Origin of the sequence: Devosia crocina (genome assembly GCF_900116545.1) — a bacterium.
GTDB classification, from domain to species: Bacteria; Pseudomonadota; Alphaproteobacteria; order Rhizobiales; family Devosiaceae; genus Devosia; species Devosia crocina.
The window spans coordinates 1,824,970-1,838,397 of the sequence record NZ_FPCK01000001.1 but is presented as its reverse complement, the minus strand read 5'-3'; the positions used below and the strand labels follow the sequence as shown (position 1 = coordinate 1,838,397).

Annotated in this window: 17 protein-coding genes and 1 tRNA gene; 5 read left to right on the top strand and 13 right to left on the bottom strand. The window is 59.2% G+C overall.

The features are described 5' to 3' along the window. The first annotated feature begins 1 nt into the window (after position 1). Complete coding sequence (locus tag BM364_RS08895; RefSeq protein WP_175528527.1) at positions 2 to 781, top strand: ATP12 family chaperone protein; 780 nt, start codon at positions 2 to 4, stop codon at positions 779 to 781. 25 nt (positions 782 to 806) lie between these two features. Here BM364_RS08895 and folK read toward each other — a convergent pair whose 3' ends face one another. From folK to rimO, 8 genes are all read right to left on the bottom strand, one after another. Next, complete coding sequence (gene folK, locus BM364_RS08890; protein ID WP_092423423.1) at positions 807 to 1,253, bottom strand: 2-amino-4-hydroxy-6-hydroxymethyldihydropteridine diphosphokinase; 447 nt, start codon at positions 1,251 to 1,253, stop codon at positions 807 to 809. Then, positions 1,253 to 1,636 (bottom strand): dihydroneopterin aldolase, encoded by a 384-nt coding sequence (gene folB / locus BM364_RS08885; protein ID WP_092423422.1) that lies wholly within the window; start codon positions 1,634 to 1,636, stop codon positions 1,253 to 1,255. The genes folK and folB overlap by 1 nt, the downstream gene beginning before the upstream one ends. Next, positions 1,633 to 2,493, bottom strand: a complete 861-nt coding sequence (gene folP, locus BM364_RS08880) for a dihydropteroate synthase (protein WP_092423420.1) — start codon at positions 2,491 to 2,493, stop codon at positions 1,633 to 1,635. Before folP ends, folB begins: the two co-directional genes overlap by 4 nt. A gap of 67 nt (positions 2,494 to 2,560) precedes the next feature. Continuing rightward, positions 2,561 to 3,373 (bottom strand): sulfate ABC transporter permease subunit CysW, encoded by an 813-nt coding sequence (cysW, locus tag BM364_RS08875; protein WP_092423418.1) that lies wholly within the window; start codon positions 3,371 to 3,373, stop codon positions 2,561 to 2,563. After that, positions 3,373 to 4,209 carry a sulfate ABC transporter permease subunit CysT gene (gene cysT / locus BM364_RS08870; protein WP_092423417.1) on the bottom strand — a complete coding sequence of 279 codons (837 nt, stop codon included), beginning with the start codon at positions 4,207 to 4,209 and terminating at the stop codon, positions 3,373 to 3,375. Before cysT ends, cysW begins: the two co-directional genes overlap by 1 nt. 65 nt (positions 4,210 to 4,274) lie before the next feature. Beyond that, positions 4,275 to 5,258, bottom strand: coding sequence for a sulfate ABC transporter substrate-binding protein (locus BM364_RS08865; RefSeq protein ID WP_092423415.1), 984 nt, complete (start codon positions 5,256 to 5,258; stop codon positions 4,275 to 4,277). A 142-nt stretch (positions 5,259 to 5,400) separates the two neighbouring features. Continuing rightward, positions 5,401 to 6,339, bottom strand: a complete 939-nt coding sequence (locus BM364_RS08860; protein WP_092423413.1) for a DMT family transporter — start codon at positions 6,337 to 6,339, stop codon at positions 5,401 to 5,403. A gap of 57 nt (positions 6,340 to 6,396) precedes the next feature. Continuing rightward, positions 6,397 to 7,722 (bottom strand): 30S ribosomal protein S12 methylthiotransferase RimO, encoded by a 1,326-nt coding sequence (rimO, locus tag BM364_RS08855; RefSeq protein WP_092423411.1) that lies wholly within the window; start codon positions 7,720 to 7,722, stop codon positions 6,397 to 6,399. Between the two features lie 238 nt (positions 7,723 to 7,960). Between rimO and BM364_RS08850 the strand changes: the two genes are divergently transcribed. Beyond that, a complete protein-coding gene (locus tag BM364_RS08850) occupies positions 7,961 to 8,338 on the top strand; it encodes a DoxX family protein (RefSeq protein WP_092423409.1) in 378 nt (125 codons plus the stop codon). Between the two features lie 55 nt (positions 8,339 to 8,393). Here the strand turns inward: BM364_RS08850 and BM364_RS08845 are convergent, their stop codons facing one another. Together BM364_RS08845 and lipB are read right to left on the bottom strand one after the other, a co-directional pair. Further along, positions 8,394 to 8,915, bottom strand: a complete 522-nt coding sequence (locus BM364_RS08845) for a DUF4282 domain-containing protein (protein WP_092423407.1) — start codon at positions 8,913 to 8,915, stop codon at positions 8,394 to 8,396. Positions 8,916 to 8,955: 40 nt separating this feature from the next. Continuing rightward, a complete protein-coding gene (gene lipB / locus BM364_RS08840) occupies positions 8,956 to 9,693 on the bottom strand; it encodes a lipoyl(octanoyl) transferase LipB (protein ID WP_092423405.1) in 738 nt (245 codons plus the stop codon). 75 nt (positions 9,694 to 9,768) lie between these two features. Between lipB and BM364_RS08835 the strand changes: the two genes are divergently transcribed. Together BM364_RS08835 and BM364_RS08830 are read left to right on the top strand one after the other, a co-directional pair. Further along, positions 9,769 to 10,002 (top strand): FliM/FliN family flagellar motor switch protein, encoded by a 234-nt coding sequence (locus tag BM364_RS08835; RefSeq protein WP_092423403.1) that lies wholly within the window; start codon positions 9,769 to 9,771, stop codon positions 10,000 to 10,002. A gap of 146 nt (positions 10,003 to 10,148) precedes the next feature. Then, positions 10,149 to 10,233 (top strand) — tRNA-Leu (locus tag BM364_RS08830). A 57-nt stretch (positions 10,234 to 10,290) separates the two neighbouring features. On the opposite strand, the gene BM364_RS08825 is transcribed toward BM364_RS08830, so the two are convergent. From BM364_RS08825 to BM364_RS08815, 3 genes are all read right to left on the bottom strand, one after another. Beyond that, positions 10,291 to 10,623 (bottom strand): nuclear transport factor 2 family protein, encoded by a 333-nt coding sequence (locus BM364_RS08825; protein WP_092423401.1) that lies wholly within the window; start codon positions 10,621 to 10,623, stop codon positions 10,291 to 10,293. 48 nt (positions 10,624 to 10,671) lie between these two features. Next, positions 10,672 to 11,199, bottom strand: coding sequence for a GFA family protein (locus BM364_RS08820; protein WP_092424027.1), 528 nt, complete (start codon positions 11,197 to 11,199; stop codon positions 10,672 to 10,674). A 63-nt stretch (positions 11,200 to 11,262) separates the two neighbouring features. Next, positions 11,263 to 11,619, bottom strand: coding sequence for an MmcQ/YjbR family DNA-binding protein (locus BM364_RS08815; RefSeq protein WP_139232552.1), 357 nt, complete (start codon positions 11,617 to 11,619; stop codon positions 11,263 to 11,265). A 140-nt stretch (positions 11,620 to 11,759) separates the two neighbouring features. On the opposite strand from BM364_RS08815, the gene mgtE reads away from it, so the two are divergent. Further along, positions 11,760 to 13,175, top strand: coding sequence for a magnesium transporter (mgtE, locus tag BM364_RS08810; RefSeq protein WP_092423397.1), 1,416 nt, complete (start codon positions 11,760 to 11,762; stop codon positions 13,173 to 13,175). Positions 13,176 to 13,428: the final 253 nt, after the last annotated feature.

Here is a 13,428-nt window from a genome sequence, read left to right as displayed (position 1 = left end):
CATGCGCGATCAGCTTGAAGACGCTCTGAACAATCAGCAATTCGGCTTCGGCCAAGCGCAGCACATCAATCAGACCGAGCTGCCGAAACGCTTTTACAGCAGTGTCGATGTCGCACGCACCGATCAGGGTTTCACGGTCACGCTCGATGGTCGGCCCGTTCGCACGCCCGGCCGGAAGCTGCCCGTATTCGTGCCTGCTCTGCCCATTGCCCAGGCCATGGCGACCGAGTGGGCGGCGCAGGACAAACACATCGATCCCACAACCATGCCCATGGTGCGGCTGATTAACTCGGCAGTGGAAAGCGGCGAAGAAAACATCCCGGCCTTCCGCGCCGAGATCGGCAAGTTCGCCGCCAACGACCTACTGCTCTATCGCGCCGATGCCCCGCAGGAGCTGGTCGATGACCAGGAGCGGCATTGGGATGGCGCGCTCGTCTTGCTGGCACGGCAATTCGACGTGGCGTTCCAGCCCACCATAGGCATCATCCACCAGCCGCAGCCGGCTGCGACGCTCACCAAGCTCGATGCCGCACTGGAAGGGCAGGGGCTTTTTTCGCTCACTGCGCTCGTCTCCATTACGGGTCTCACGGGCTCTGGCCTTCTCGCCCTCGCTTTGCTGCACAAGCTCATGACACCAGATGAGGTCTGGACAGCCGCTCACGTGGACGAGGATCACCAGATACGGCTTTGGGGGGAAGACGAGGAAGCCATGGAGCGTCGAGCGAAGCGACGTGTGGAATTCGATACTGCAATTGCGGTCGTAGAGGCTTTGAGGACCTAGGCAGCCGCGGCGCCTAGAACCACGGCTATTTGTATAGACCGCGCGCTCCACCAACGATCCACTCCGCCACCTCGGGTGCTATCTCCCGCAACGGCACAAGCACGAAGTCACGTTCATGAGCATGAGGATGCGGCAAGGTCAGGCGGCCGGTCTGCATTTCGATCCGCTCGAAGGCGATGATATCGATGTCGATCACCCGGGGGCCCCAAACCTCATGTCGGACACGACCCATCTCGCGCTCCGTATCGAGCGCCACATGAAGGAGGTCAATGGGGCCGAGACTGGTCTCGATCTCTGCTGCCATGTTGGCGAAGTCCGGCTGGTCGGTTTTGCCCCAAGCCTTTGTCAGGATGACGCGCGACTGCCTCGTTACGCTAATCGCAGGCTGTGTATCGAGCCGGAGGATCGCGTCGGCGAGCTGCGCCGGCGGATCGCCGATATTGGCGCCAAGGCTAAGCCATGCCCGCGCCATCACAAGGGCCTGGCCCGGTGCAGTTCGATAGCCGCCTCGCCACGAACCATGGCAATGGGCGCTTCCGGCTTGCGAATGCGGATGACGATCCAGGATATTTCGGAGAATTGCTCGAAGAGCGCAGCCACGATATTATGACCTAAGGCTTCGATGAGCTTGCAACGCTTGGCTTCGAAGCTCGCTTTCACGACATCGTAGATATCGGCATATGACACAGTGTGACCAATCGCGTCGGTCTCGCCTGATGCCGTAAGGTCCACACCGCATTCGAGATCAATGAAAAATCGCTGTCCGAGCTTGGCTTCTTCGGCAAACAGGCCGTGAAAGCCGTAAAAACCGAGATCGCGAAGGATAATCCTGTCGCCCGAGAAGGGTGCGGTCATGACTGGTTCTCGCTGTTAGGCCCGTAAAGGGTTGCTTGGGCAACGCGTAGCGCATCCTGATTAGCGGCGACATCGTGGACCCGAAAGATGTGTCCGCCACGCTCATAACCTTGCACAGTGGTAGCCAAGGTGCCGGCAAGCCGCTCTTCAGGCAGGTTGTCGAGCAGCTTGCCGATCATGGATTTGCGAGACGTGCCGACAAGAAGCGGCTGTTCGGAGAAAGCGGACTTGAGGTCGGCAAGCTGCCGCAGGATCTGGTAATTTTGCGAAAGCCTCTTCTTGAACCCAAAGCCTGGATCGAGAATGATTTGGCTGCGCTGCAGCCCTGCAGCTTCGGCCGTCGCCAGCGTTCTCTCGAAATACGAGATCATCGCCGGGATTGGCGCCGTGTCGGCCACCCAGTCCCCGTCCCAGTGCATGGCGATGACCGGAACGCCATAAAGCGCAGCGATTTCGGCCATTTCCGGAGCGCCGTGAAGACCGTTGACATCGTTGATGATGTCGGCGCCAGCCTGGATGGCCTGATCGGCCACGAGGGGCTTGTAGGTATCGACGGAAATCGGCACTTCTATGCCAGAAGCGCGAATTGCATCGATCGCCGGAATCACGCGGTCAAGCTCGTCCTGCACGCTGACGAGCTGTGATCCGGGCCGGGTGCTCTCGCCACCGATATCGATGATATCAGCGCCGTCCTGCACCATTTTCAGGGCATGAGCGACCGCAGCATCGATGCTGTTGTGTCGCCCGCCATCGGAGAAACTGTCGGGGGTAACATTGAGAATACCCATGACGCGCGCTCGCCCCCCAAGAACGAGAGGCGCCCGCTTGGGCAGGGTGATCGTGTGAGTTGTGTGCATGAGCGATGTCCTGGCTATCGCTCTAGGCGTGTCGGTTGCCAGGCTCAAGCTTTTTTCGCCTTCGAGTCTAGCGACGCTCCCAAGCCTCGAGCAGGGATTTGAGCAGCAGGGTCAGCACAGCGATCAGGGCAAGTGTCGACGCGGCGGCAAAGGCGCCGGCGATATTGAAGTCGTTGAACAGGAGATTGATCTGCAGGGGCAGTGTGTTGGTCTGACCTCTGATCGAGCCCGAAACGACCGAGACGGCCCCGAATTCGCCCATCACCCGGGCATTGGTGAGCACTGCGCCATAAACCAGGCCCCAGCGGATATTGGGAAGCGTTACATGCCAGAACATCTGCCAGCCCGTGGCCCCGAGCGAGAGGGCTGCTTCTTCGTCTTCGGTGCCCTGCTGCTGCATCAGCGGGATGAGCTCGCGCGCCACGTAAGGAGCGGTCACGAAAAGGCTGACGAGAACGATGGCAAGGGGCGTGAACATCACCTGCACCCCGGCCCACTGCAACAAAGGACCGAGCAGGCCCTGATTGCCGTAGAGGAAAAGATAGACCACACCGGCAACGATCGGGCTGACCGCGGCTGGCAGTTCAATGAACGAGACAAGCAGGTTTCGTCCACGGAACCGAAAACGCGTCACGAGCCAGGCAAGGGCGGCGCCCACAACCATGTTGATCGGTACAACGATGATCGCAGTGGTGACCGTGAGAAACACAGCATGAAGCGTGGCAGGCTCCAGTATCGCGTTGAGATAGGCGCCGACGCCATCGCGCAAAGCGATCGAAAAGATCAGAACCAGCGGTACCACGAGCAACATACCGGCAAAAAGGAAGGCAAGTGCAATCAGCAGATTCGCGCCAACGCTCCGGGGTGTCTGAGCATCCATCAGCTTTTCCGATCCACATAGCGTACCTGCCAGGCCGCAAGGGCATTGCTGGCTAACAGGGTGAGCAGGGCGACCACCAAGAGCACAAAGGCGAGGGCCGCAGCCGCTTCATAATTGTACTCGTCGAGGCGAATGAAGATCAGCAGCGAAACGATTTCGGTGACGCCCGGCAAATTGCCGGCGATGAACACGACTGCGCCGAACTCACCCAGCGACCGCGCGAACGAGATCACGCACCCGCCGATGAAAGCCGGAAGAATGGCGGGCCAGATTATGCGGGTAAAAACCTGCCAGCGCGAGGCGCCCAATGTCATGGCCGCGCTTTCGAGGTCCGTCTCAACCTCTTCGAGCACCGGCTGTACAGAGCGCACGACGAAGGGAACGGAGGTGAAGGCCATGGCGGCGATGATGCCGAGCTGGGTGTAGCTGACCCTGATGCCCGCGGGCTCGAGCAACTGACCATACCAGCCACTGGCATCGAACAGCGTGACGAGCACGAGACCCGCAACGGCTGTGGGAAGCGCAAAAGGCAGATCGACGAGGGCATCCAGCAGGCGCCTTCCAGGGAAGCGATAGCGTGTCAGAACCCAGGCGAGTAGCAGCCCGATAACGCCGTTTATCGCTGTTGCGAAAAGCGCGGAGGAAAAGGTAACGCGGTAGGCGCTTAAGGCGCGGTTGGAACTGATGATGCGCCAGAACTCGGGCCAACCCATTCCGGCGACCTTGAGCAGCATGGCGGCAATGGGCAGAAGCACGATCAGTGTGAGATAGAAAAGCGACAGGCCCATCGACAGCCCGAAACCGGGCAGCAGATGCTTGCTGCGATGTTGTGCCATAGGTCCCCCGAAATAGAAGGCGGCGCGATGGAGATCGCGCCGCTTTAGTCGACTGTGTCCGGAACCTACTGGTTGACGAAGACCCGATCGAGCAACCCGCCATCGGCGAAGTGCTCGCTTCCGACCTGATCCCAGCCGCCAAAGGCGTCATCGACGGTCACAAGGCGGATTTCGGGGAAGGTGCCGGCATGAGCCGCGGCCACTGTTTCGTCCTGCGGGCGATGGAAGTTGGCTGCAGCCACTTCCTGGCCTTCGGGGGAAAAGAGGAAATCAAGATAGGCTTTTGCGATTTCACGGCTACCGCGGGCATCGACCACGCGGTCTACGATCGCGACCGGAAACTCGGAGAGGAAGCTGACGGATGGGACGATGGCTTCGTAATTGTCCGGGCCCATCAACTCGACGACGGCAAGCGTCTCGGCTTCGAATGTCACAAGCACGTCGCCCAACTGGCGTTCGGTGAAGGCGGTGGTGGCGGCGCGGCCGCCGGTTTCGAACACCGGCACATTGGCGAAAAGCTTGGTGAGGAATTCTTCGATCTGGGCTTCGTCGCCTGCATACTCCTCCGTCGCCCAGGCGCGTGCCGCAAGATAGGTATAGCGGCCATTCCCCGAAGTCTTGGGATTTGGGAAGATCACCTGCACGCCCTCTTGGGCAAGATCACCCCAATCGGAAATGCCCTTGGGATTTCCGGCGCGCACAAGGAAGGAGGGGAAGGAATAGAAGGGTGCCGCATTGTGCGGGAAGTCGCTGGACCAATCTTCGGACACATAGCCGCCTTCGACGAGGCGCTGCACATCAGTCACCTGGTTGAACGTCACCACATCTGCCTGAAGGCCTTCCAGAATCGCGCGGGCCTGGGCGGAAGATCCGGCATGGGATTGGTTGATGGTCACCGTGGCGCCGGTGGCGGCATAGGCGGCGTTTTCCGCTTCGAACAGCTCGCGAGCGATGTCGTAGGACGCGTTGAGAATGTCGGTAGGCTGTGCGAGGACAGGCGTGCTGGCAAGGGCAAGCGCTGCCGCAGCCGAAATGAGAAGCTTGTTCATGTGACGCTGTATCCCGTGAAAGCGAGGCGGTGTGACACGGTGATGCGACGCGCCGGACGCTGCGGTAAAGCACTAAATGCTTCTGCGGGATGACTAATTCATCCCAATCGAGGGAGGCGCAACGCAATTGCGCCGGGGACGATCACGGCGCGATTTTGTTTCGAAAGTAGGCTGATGCCTTCTGTGGCAACTGCAGCCTGTCGCCATACTTGGCGATGGCTATGCCGAAAACGACAAGGGTAAGCGAGAAGAAGAGATAAGGCGTCAACTCGGCCATTCCCAACGCGACCAAGTAGACTGCCGTCAGGACTGGCGTGAGAAAGCTGACGACGCCGACGAGCTGGGCATTGCCCTGCTTCATGCCGAAATCCCACATCGCATAGGCGAGTGCAAACACGACCGACGAGATGCCGACGATCAGCAGGCTCGTTGTGGGGGCAGGGGGCGCACCGATCATCAGCCAGATCGAGCCATTGATCAGTGCACTCATGAAGAAGATGACGCCAAGAAAATTGCTGCTGGAGGAGGGGTAACGCGCGGCCATGGCAGAAAAGACGGCCCAAGTGACAGCCGAGATCACCGCCCAAAAATGTCCCCGCATCAGTTCGAAAGTGCCAACGCTCAGCCCCTTGCCGAGCAGTAGTGCTACGATACCCGCTAGGCCCAGAACGCCCGCAACGGCGTGGAACCAGCGAAATCTCTGGCCCAGGGTTATCGTGGTCAGAACCACCACGAGAAGCGGCCAGGTGTAGATGATAAGGGTTGCCTCGAGCGGCGGAGCCTGCTGCAAGGCCGCAACCCAGGTCAAGTTGTGTCCGCCGATGCCGATGACGCCAAGGGCGTAAAGCCACAAAGGCACACGCCTCAACTCCGGCAAGGGATTATGTCTGCGCACAACCCACAAGAGGAGGAAAACGAGCGCGCCAACGCCATCTCCAAGACCGACATAAAGAAATGGATTGACGCCAACTGCCGAGGCAACGATCGGGGCGGTCAGCGACCAGATACAAACAGCAGTCACGCCACCTGCCGTGCCCAGGCCGGACCTTTGCCGGCCAAGCTGTTTATTGCCGTGGTTCATTCTGCCGCCGCCAAAATGATCCCCGCAATGCGCGGGGATCCAGTCGATGCGCCGTTCTCAGTTCGCGGCCGGAACGGCGAAAAGGTCGTACTCGTCGTTGTCGGTGACAACAACCGGAACGATGTCGCCGATCTTGATACCGGCGGCATTGTCGACGATCACCTGCCCATCTATCTCGGGCGCATCCCACTTCGAGCGCGCGATAACCCGATTTTCTTCTGGGCGAACGTCATCAACGATGACGTCGATAGTGCGGCCGACCTTCTTCTGCAGCTGATGGAAGGAGACGTTCTGGGCCACCTCCATAAGCTGGGCGAAGCGCTCTTCCTTGACTTCATCGGGCACCACACCGTCGAGTTCGTTAGCGGTGGCGCCAGTCACGGGCTCATACTTGAAGCAGCCAGCACGATCGATCTCGGCTTCCTCGATGAAGTCGAGAAGCATCTCGAAATCTTCTTCGGTCTCGCCCGGGAAGCCGACGATGAAGTTCGAGCGGACGGTCAGGTCAGGGACCTGGCGCTTCCAGTCGAGAATGCGATTGAGCGTTTTTTCCTGATGGGCCGGGCGGCGCATGGCCTTGAGCACGTTGGGCGAGGCGTGCTGGAAAGGAATGTCAAGATAGGGCAGCACCAGGCCTTCCGCCATCAGTTCCATAACTGGGTCGACATGGGGGTAGGGATAGACGTAGTGAAGGCGCACCCAGGCGCCGAGTTCGCCCAGTTCCTTGGCGAGGTCGTAGAACTTGGCCTTTACCTCGCGGCCGCGATACTTCGAGGTGGCATATTTCAGGTCGAGGCCGTAGGCGCTCGTATCCTGGGAAATGACCAGCAGTTCCTTGACCCCGGAACGGATCAAACCTTCAGCCTCCGATAGAATGCCGGCGGCCGGGCGCGAGGCAAGATCGCCGCGGATTTGCGGGATGATGCAGAAGGAGCAGCGATTGTTGCAGCCTTCGGAAATCTTCAGATAGGCGTAATGCCGCGGCGTCAGCTTGAGGCCGCTTTCCGGCACCAGATCCATGAACCTGTTCGGAACTGGCGGCAGGTGGTCGTGCACAGCTGTCACGACGCTCTCATATTGATGCGGGCCAGTGATCGCGAGCACATTGGGATGCGTTTCGCGGATCAGGCTCTCCTCCACGCCGAGGCAACCGGTAACGATCACGCGACCATTCTCGTTGAGCGCTTCTCCGATGGCCTCAAGGCTTTCCTGCTTGGCACTGTCCAGAAAGCCGCACGTGTTGACCAGGACAATATCGGCGCCTGCATAGTCGCGACTGAACGAATAGCCCTGCGCGCGCAGCGTCGTCATGATGCGCTCGCTGTCAACGAGCGCCTTGGGGCAGCCGAGGCTGACTAAACCGATTTTAGGCGCCTGAGTCATGCGCGTGCAAAATTCCGGAAGTGGGAAGGATGGCGCGTCATACAGAAACTTGGACGGTTACGCAATGTGACTGCCCCTCACATGATTGGTAGCAGACCTTCGCAAAATGGGAAGCAGGGCAGGGTGTAGAGCGGGTTCAGCGAACAGTGTGTTCCTAAATGTTCGTTTTGAGCTGCTTATAACCTGGGTTAGGCGTCTTGCTCCCGCGCCAAGATGGCGCAGCACTCCGGAGTTCAAAATGTTCGATCGTCTCTCCGCCTATGCGCCGCAGGCCCTCGCCGTGCTGCGTATCATCACGGCGCTCCTGTTTCTCGCCCATGGCACCCAGAAGCTGCTTGGATTCCCCGCAGCTGAGTGGGCTCCGGAAGCCTTCTCGATGCCGTGGATCGCAGGCGTCATTGAAATTATCACCGGCGTGCTGATCGCTATCGGCTTTTTCACCCGCCCGGCGGCATTTGTCGCCTCTGGCACCATGGCAGTGGCCTATTGGATGGCGCATGCTCCGTCCAATTTCTTCCCGGTCAACAATGGCGGTGACGCTGCAGTGCTCTTCTGCTTTGTGTTCCTCTACCTCGTCTTCGCTGGCCCAGGCGCCTGGAGCGTCAACAAGCAGTAAGCCTTGCCGCAGTGAAATGAGAGAAGGGCCGCCGGAGAAATCTCCGGCGGCCTTTTCATGTGATTGACGAAGGTGGAGTACGCTTGGCGGTGCGCCGCGGCTTGAACGGCTCGCCAGCGCTTGTCGAGGGTTCTCGCCGGACCTCCTCTGCCATATCGGGTGGAAGATCGGTTGCCGGAGAATAGTAGTTATCTGCTTCGGCATAATCGGTTTCATCATCGCGCTCGGCGAGGTCGCGAATGGCATCGCGCACTTCATCGAGCAGCGAAGCAGAGTAGCGGGGCCGGGTAACCGTGGCTCCCGTCGCCTCATTTGCCCGAAACCATACAAGCAGGGCTTCGCACCCGATGCGCAGGGCAAAGAAAGCCGTGAGCCCGAAGACCACGATTTCCAACAAGCCCCATAGCCCATTGCCGAAGCCCATGCCGAAGCGGAAGAAGAAGTGGTTTATGGCCCATAGCAGGATCGCCGCTAAACCAAGGGCATAGAGAATCGGCACCAGCCTCGGTGACAGAACAGCGTCGAGCCGGAACAGCGTCTGGCGGGTGAGTAGGCGTTTCAGGTCATCCGTGGTCATGCCGGGATCCTCGATTCGATCATGCTGCCAAATTATGGGCTCAGATGGGTGTGGCAAGAGCGCTGGAAACGGTTTGGGTGGGTCCGAAGATGATTTCGAATCGGGACCGCAAAACAGAATCGACCTCTTCCATGAGAACGAGCTGGCCCAGATCCTCGAAACTCGTCACCCCCTGATCGGTAATGCCGCAGGGCACGATGCCGTCGTAATGGGTCAGATCTGGCGCGATATTGAGCGAGATGCCGTGGAAGGTCACCCATTTTCGCACGCGAACGCCGATCGCCGCGATCTTGTCTTCGCGCCCCGTTCCCTTCTCCGGCCGCCTGACCCAGACGCCGACTCGGCCTTCACGGCGCTCACCAACGATGTTGTGGGCTTCGAGCGTATCGATCACCCATTGTTCCAGTCCTTTTACGAGGCAGCGAATGTCGCGCCCGCGCTTCGTCAGATCCAGCATGACATAGGCTATGCGCTGTCCCGGGCCATGATAGGTGTACTGACCACCCCGGCCAGCCGGGAACACAGGGAACCGGGCTTTGATCAGGTCCTGAGGCTGCGCCGAGGTGCCTCCGGTATAGAGCGGGGGGTGTTCGAGTAACCAGACCGCTTCCGGTGCCTCGCCTGCCGCGACAAGTGCTGCCTGCCGCTCCATGGCACTCAGCATCGCCGGATAATCCTGCTTGCCTTCAAACTGAACCCAATCGACCGCTTCGCCATCCTCGCGATGCAACTTCGATCGAATTTGGCACGCCTCGTCCGCTCTCGTTAAGACTTCCATAACCAAGCCTGAGCAATCCTTAACCCTGTGAAGCCCGCCGGCATCCTGCGCAGCGGTCCGTCTAAGAACTTATCTATGAGCACGCTGGACAATATTGAAGTCGATATCACCGTCGAACTGGGTGCGACCGTCATGCCCATCCATCATTTGCTGCGCATGGGCCGCGGAGCCGTGATCGAGCTCGAACAGACCGAGAGCGATCCGCTTTCCATCTATGCCAACCATACACTGATTGCCCGTGGCGAGGTGAATGTGGAAGACGGGCAGCTTCGCGTGCTTGTCACCGAGAAAGTGTACAAGCAGGGCTGAGCGCTTGCGCCGTCCAAGAGCGCGAAAGGTTTCCATTCTCCACAGGCCTCTGAAGAAATCTCCATTTAGGTGCTTGTGGTCCGCCAACTCCTTTGCTACATCCCCGCTCGCTTCGCCGCTTCGGCGCGAAGCTTCTACCACACAGTGCGGTCGTGGCGGAATTGGTAGACGCGCAGCGTTGAGGTCGCTGTGCCGCAAGGCGTGGAAGTTCGAGTCTTCTCGACCGCACCAGTCATCTAGTGGATGACACACAAAAAGCTGCCTTCGGGCAGCTTTTTTGTTTTCGCTTCAGAGTGGCGTTTGCTGGTGCGCCAGTATTTTCCAGCCTCCACCGTCCTGCACATAGGTCGAGCAGCAAAGCGCGCTATATTCCTTTGCGCCATACCGCGACGCGGTAGTCCGATAGGCAAGCACCGCCGTTTTGATGTTCGACGCTATGGTTTCTTCATGGAACGACACTGTGGTCCAGCGCGGAGCCTGCTGCAAGCTTTCGAGAATCGCCGCGCGCTGCATGATTCCCATCGGTCCGAAGATCATCACGCATGCATCGGCCATGAGGTCCGAATAGGCATCCGCGCCTTCAAGCCATAGCCGGCGTTCGAGAGCCCACAGGTCGTCCATTCTCGCCTCCGTTGCTCATGGCGTAACACCGGCGAGCGGGGATGAGTTTCACTCGGCAACTTCTTCAGCGATTTGGATCTTGGGGCTCTTAAAGCCCATGGCGATCCAGGCGCCGAGCAATCTGACGTAGAAGCCTAAGGTGGTCCGTCGACCGGCAGGCAAACTATCGTCCAACTCCGTGCCGGGAGGAAGGTCGCTCGTCATTGTTCTGATCTCAACAGCGGGACGGGTGTCCGCTGGCCAAAAGCTGGCATATAGGCTCAACCAGTGCGCTCCGGCGAACTCCAATAATACCGGACTATTGCAGCAGCTTGTAACAACGCGGCGCGTCGGCGCCGTTTCGCTGAGACGGTAGCCGCGTAGAAGAGACAATCCGTCCGGAAACCGGACGCGGTCCTTGCGATAGAGTACAAAGGGCGTGCCGCCATTTGTACTGACCATGGTGGGAGTCGTGCGCATCCGTGTCGCCGCTTGTCGGCAGGAATTGCAGTGGCACTCCGTCGTGATAAACGGGGCGCCGAGCACTTCGAGATGAAACTTGCCGCAGGAGCAAGCTAGTCGAGCGGTATCGAGCAATGTTGCCTCCGGTAGCGTGTTCGCCTCTTTGACGTATCGGAATGCGCCCCGTCGACACACGTCCTAAGTTTTTTCTTCCGCCAAGTTGCCGGGCCCTTTGAAGCGCCAGGCATCCTCGAGCCTGAGGCTCAACTCTTCATCGGAAACCGCGGACAACCGCATCAGCAAGGCTTCATGACCTATATAGTGATCGGTTTCGTAGTAAATGTCGGGCGAAATTTCCATAAGGAGGACCTTCTGTTCAAGAGGACACTGAAGCACTAGCGTGTCGCTATCGAGCAATCGAACGAATGCTCGATCCCCCACCTTGAGAGCAGGCGTTCCATAGCTGGTTGATCGTGCAACGCTCTCGAGTCTCCTAGTATCGGCCAGAGCCTCTATCCGCTTGAAGACTCCGTCGAGATCCTCAGTTTTCGACATGTGCACCTCCTCAGATGGCTCGGGACTAACATAAAGCATAAAATCGCAGAAACTTCAGGTCCACGGTCTGGCGTCAGCGCCGCCGATTGGCTACTGCTTGCCTTGCCCCTGAAACCCCCAGGATACGCAAAGGGCTCCCGATGAGCAGCGATTTCGAAACCGAACCCGGCAATCAGCCCGGGATGGAAGCCGGCGCGTTCCGCGATGCGGACGATCGTATCAGTCCGCTTTGGCTCGAGCGGTTGCGCGCCTTTCTGGGAGCGCGCCGTGCTGAAGATGTTGCGCTCGTCATGGAGCCCCTGCACATCTCCGATGTCGGCGACGTTCTCGAATATCTCGATCACGATGAGCGCGTGGCGCTGGTGCGCCTGCTCGGTGACCAGTTTGATTACTCGGCGCTGACCGAAGTCGACGAGAGCATCCGTCTGGAGCTGATGGAAGCGCTGCCCAACGCCGAAATCGCGCGCGGCGTGGCAGCGCTGGACAGCGATGACGCGGTAGCGATTCTCGAGGACCTTGAAGAAGCCGATCAGAACGAGATCCTGTCGGCCTTGCCGACATTCGAACGCCTGAGCCTCAAGCGCAGCCTCGATTTTCCCGAGGACTCCGCCGGAAGGCGCATGCAGACCGACTTCATCGCCATTCCGCCCTTCTGGACGGTGGGGCAGATGATCGACTACATGCGGTCTCAGCGCGATCTGCCGGACGAATTCTACCAGATTTATGTGGTCGATGCCGGCTACACCGTGCTTGGCACTCTGCCGCTCGATCGGGTGCTGCGCTCGCAGCGCGCCACTCGTATCGAAGCGATCATGAATACCAATCTGGTTCTGGTCGATGCTTCTGAGGATCAGGAAGAAGCTGCCCGCACCTTCGAGCGCTATGACCTTGTGGAGGTTGGCGTCGTCGATGAAAGTGGCCGGCTCGTGGGCGTCTTGACCATCGACGACATGGTGGACGTCATCACCGAAGAGGCTGACGAGGATATCAAGTTGCTCGCAGGCGTGGGCGATGAGGACCTGTCCGACACCACGGTCGACACAGTGCGCAGTCGCGTGCCCTGGCTGGTGGTGAACCTTGTTGCCGCTGTGCTGGTGTCTCTGGTGATCGGGCTTTTTGGCGCGACCATAGACCAGATGGTCGAGCTTGCTGTCCTGATGCCCATCGTCGCCTCGATGGGGGGCAATGCTGGCGCTCAGACTATGACGGTTACGGTGCGAGCCATTGCCATGCGTGAGCTCGAAGGCAGTCGCCTGAAACGGCTTATTCGTCGAGAGATGATAGTCGGCTTCATTAATGGCGTGATCTTCGCCATCTTGATCGGAATCGTGACCTGGCTTCGCTACAGCGATCCGCAGCTCGGCATCGTCATCGCTTTGGCCATGATAACCAACATGATCGTTGCCGGCACGACCGGAATTTTGATCCCGCTGACACTCAACAAGTTCAAGGCGGATCCTGCTATCGCCTCGGCAGTGTTCGTGACGACCATCACCGATGTCGTTGGTTTCTTCGCCTTTTTGGGTATCGCAGGCCTTTGGTTCGGCCTGTTCTAGCCTCCGTTACGGCGCGATTTCGCCCGATTGGGTGTTGCAAAAAGGTCGCTTGCTAACCACATGGCGCACCGTTAACGCTCTATGACCGGCCTGTGACAGGGCCGGAGTGAACGGCTGACAGGGAGCAACACATATGCGCAGTCAACCGAAGACCATGGCTTGGCGATCGATGAGCTGGGCAATTATCTGCCTCGCTTCGATGGGGCTTATTATCTCGGTCGTAGCCAGCGTCTAGCGCGCTGGCATTCTTCAC

Excerpts from the sequence above, each read along its gene's own strand:
- cysT (WP_092423417.1), bottom strand. The coding sequence starts at position 4,209 with ATGGCACAACATCGCAGCAAGCATCTGCTGCCCGGTTTCGGGCTGTCG.
- rimO (WP_092423411.1), bottom strand. The coding sequence starts at position 7,722 with ATGACTCAGGCGCCTAAAATCGGTTTAGTCAGCCTCGGCTGCCCCAAG.
- BM364_RS08835 (WP_092423403.1), top strand. The coding sequence starts at position 9,769 with ATGAGCACGCTGGACAATATTGAAGTCGATATCACCGTCGAACTGGGT.
- mgtE (WP_092423397.1), top strand. The coding sequence starts at position 11,760 with ATGAGCAGCGATTTCGAAACCGAACCCGGCAATCAGCCCGGGATGGAA.
- BM364_RS08860 (WP_092423413.1), bottom strand. The coding sequence starts at position 6,339 with ATGAACCACGGCAATAAACAGCTTGGCCGGCAAAGGTCCGGCCTGGGC.
- BM364_RS08825 (WP_092423401.1), bottom strand. The coding sequence starts at position 10,623 with ATGGACGACCTGTGGGCTCTCGAACGCCGGCTATGGCTTGAAGGCGCG.
- BM364_RS08850 (WP_092423409.1), top strand. The coding sequence starts at position 7,961 with ATGTTCGATCGTCTCTCCGCCTATGCGCCGCAGGCCCTCGCCGTGCTG.
- cysW (WP_092423418.1), bottom strand. The coding sequence starts at position 3,373 with ATGGATGCTCAGACACCCCGGAGCGTTGGCGCGAATCTGCTGATTGCA.
- lipB (WP_092423405.1), bottom strand. The coding sequence starts at position 9,693 with ATGGAAGTCTTAACGAGAGCGGACGAGGCGTGCCAAATTCGATCGAAG.
- folB (WP_092423422.1), bottom strand. The coding sequence starts at position 1,636 with ATGACCGCACCCTTCTCGGGCGACAGGATTATCCTTCGCGATCTCGGT.
- BM364_RS08815 (WP_139232552.1), bottom strand. The coding sequence starts at position 11,619 with ATGTCGAAAACTGAGGATCTCGACGGAGTCTTCAAGCGGATAGAGGCT.
- folK (WP_092423423.1), bottom strand. The coding sequence starts at position 1,253 with ATGGCGCGGGCATGGCTTAGCCTTGGCGCCAATATCGGCGATCCGCCG.
- BM364_RS08895 (WP_175528527.1), top strand. The coding sequence starts at position 2 with ATGCGCGATCAGCTTGAAGACGCTCTGAACAATCAGCAATTCGGCTTC.
- folP (WP_092423420.1), bottom strand. The coding sequence starts at position 2,493 with ATGCACACAACTCACACGATCACCCTGCCCAAGCGGGCGCCTCTCGTT.
- BM364_RS08865 (WP_092423415.1), bottom strand. The coding sequence starts at position 5,258 with ATGAACAAGCTTCTCATTTCGGCTGCGGCAGCGCTTGCCCTTGCCAGC.
- BM364_RS08845 (WP_092423407.1), bottom strand. The coding sequence starts at position 8,915 with ATGACCACGGATGACCTGAAACGCCTACTCACCCGCCAGACGCTGTTC.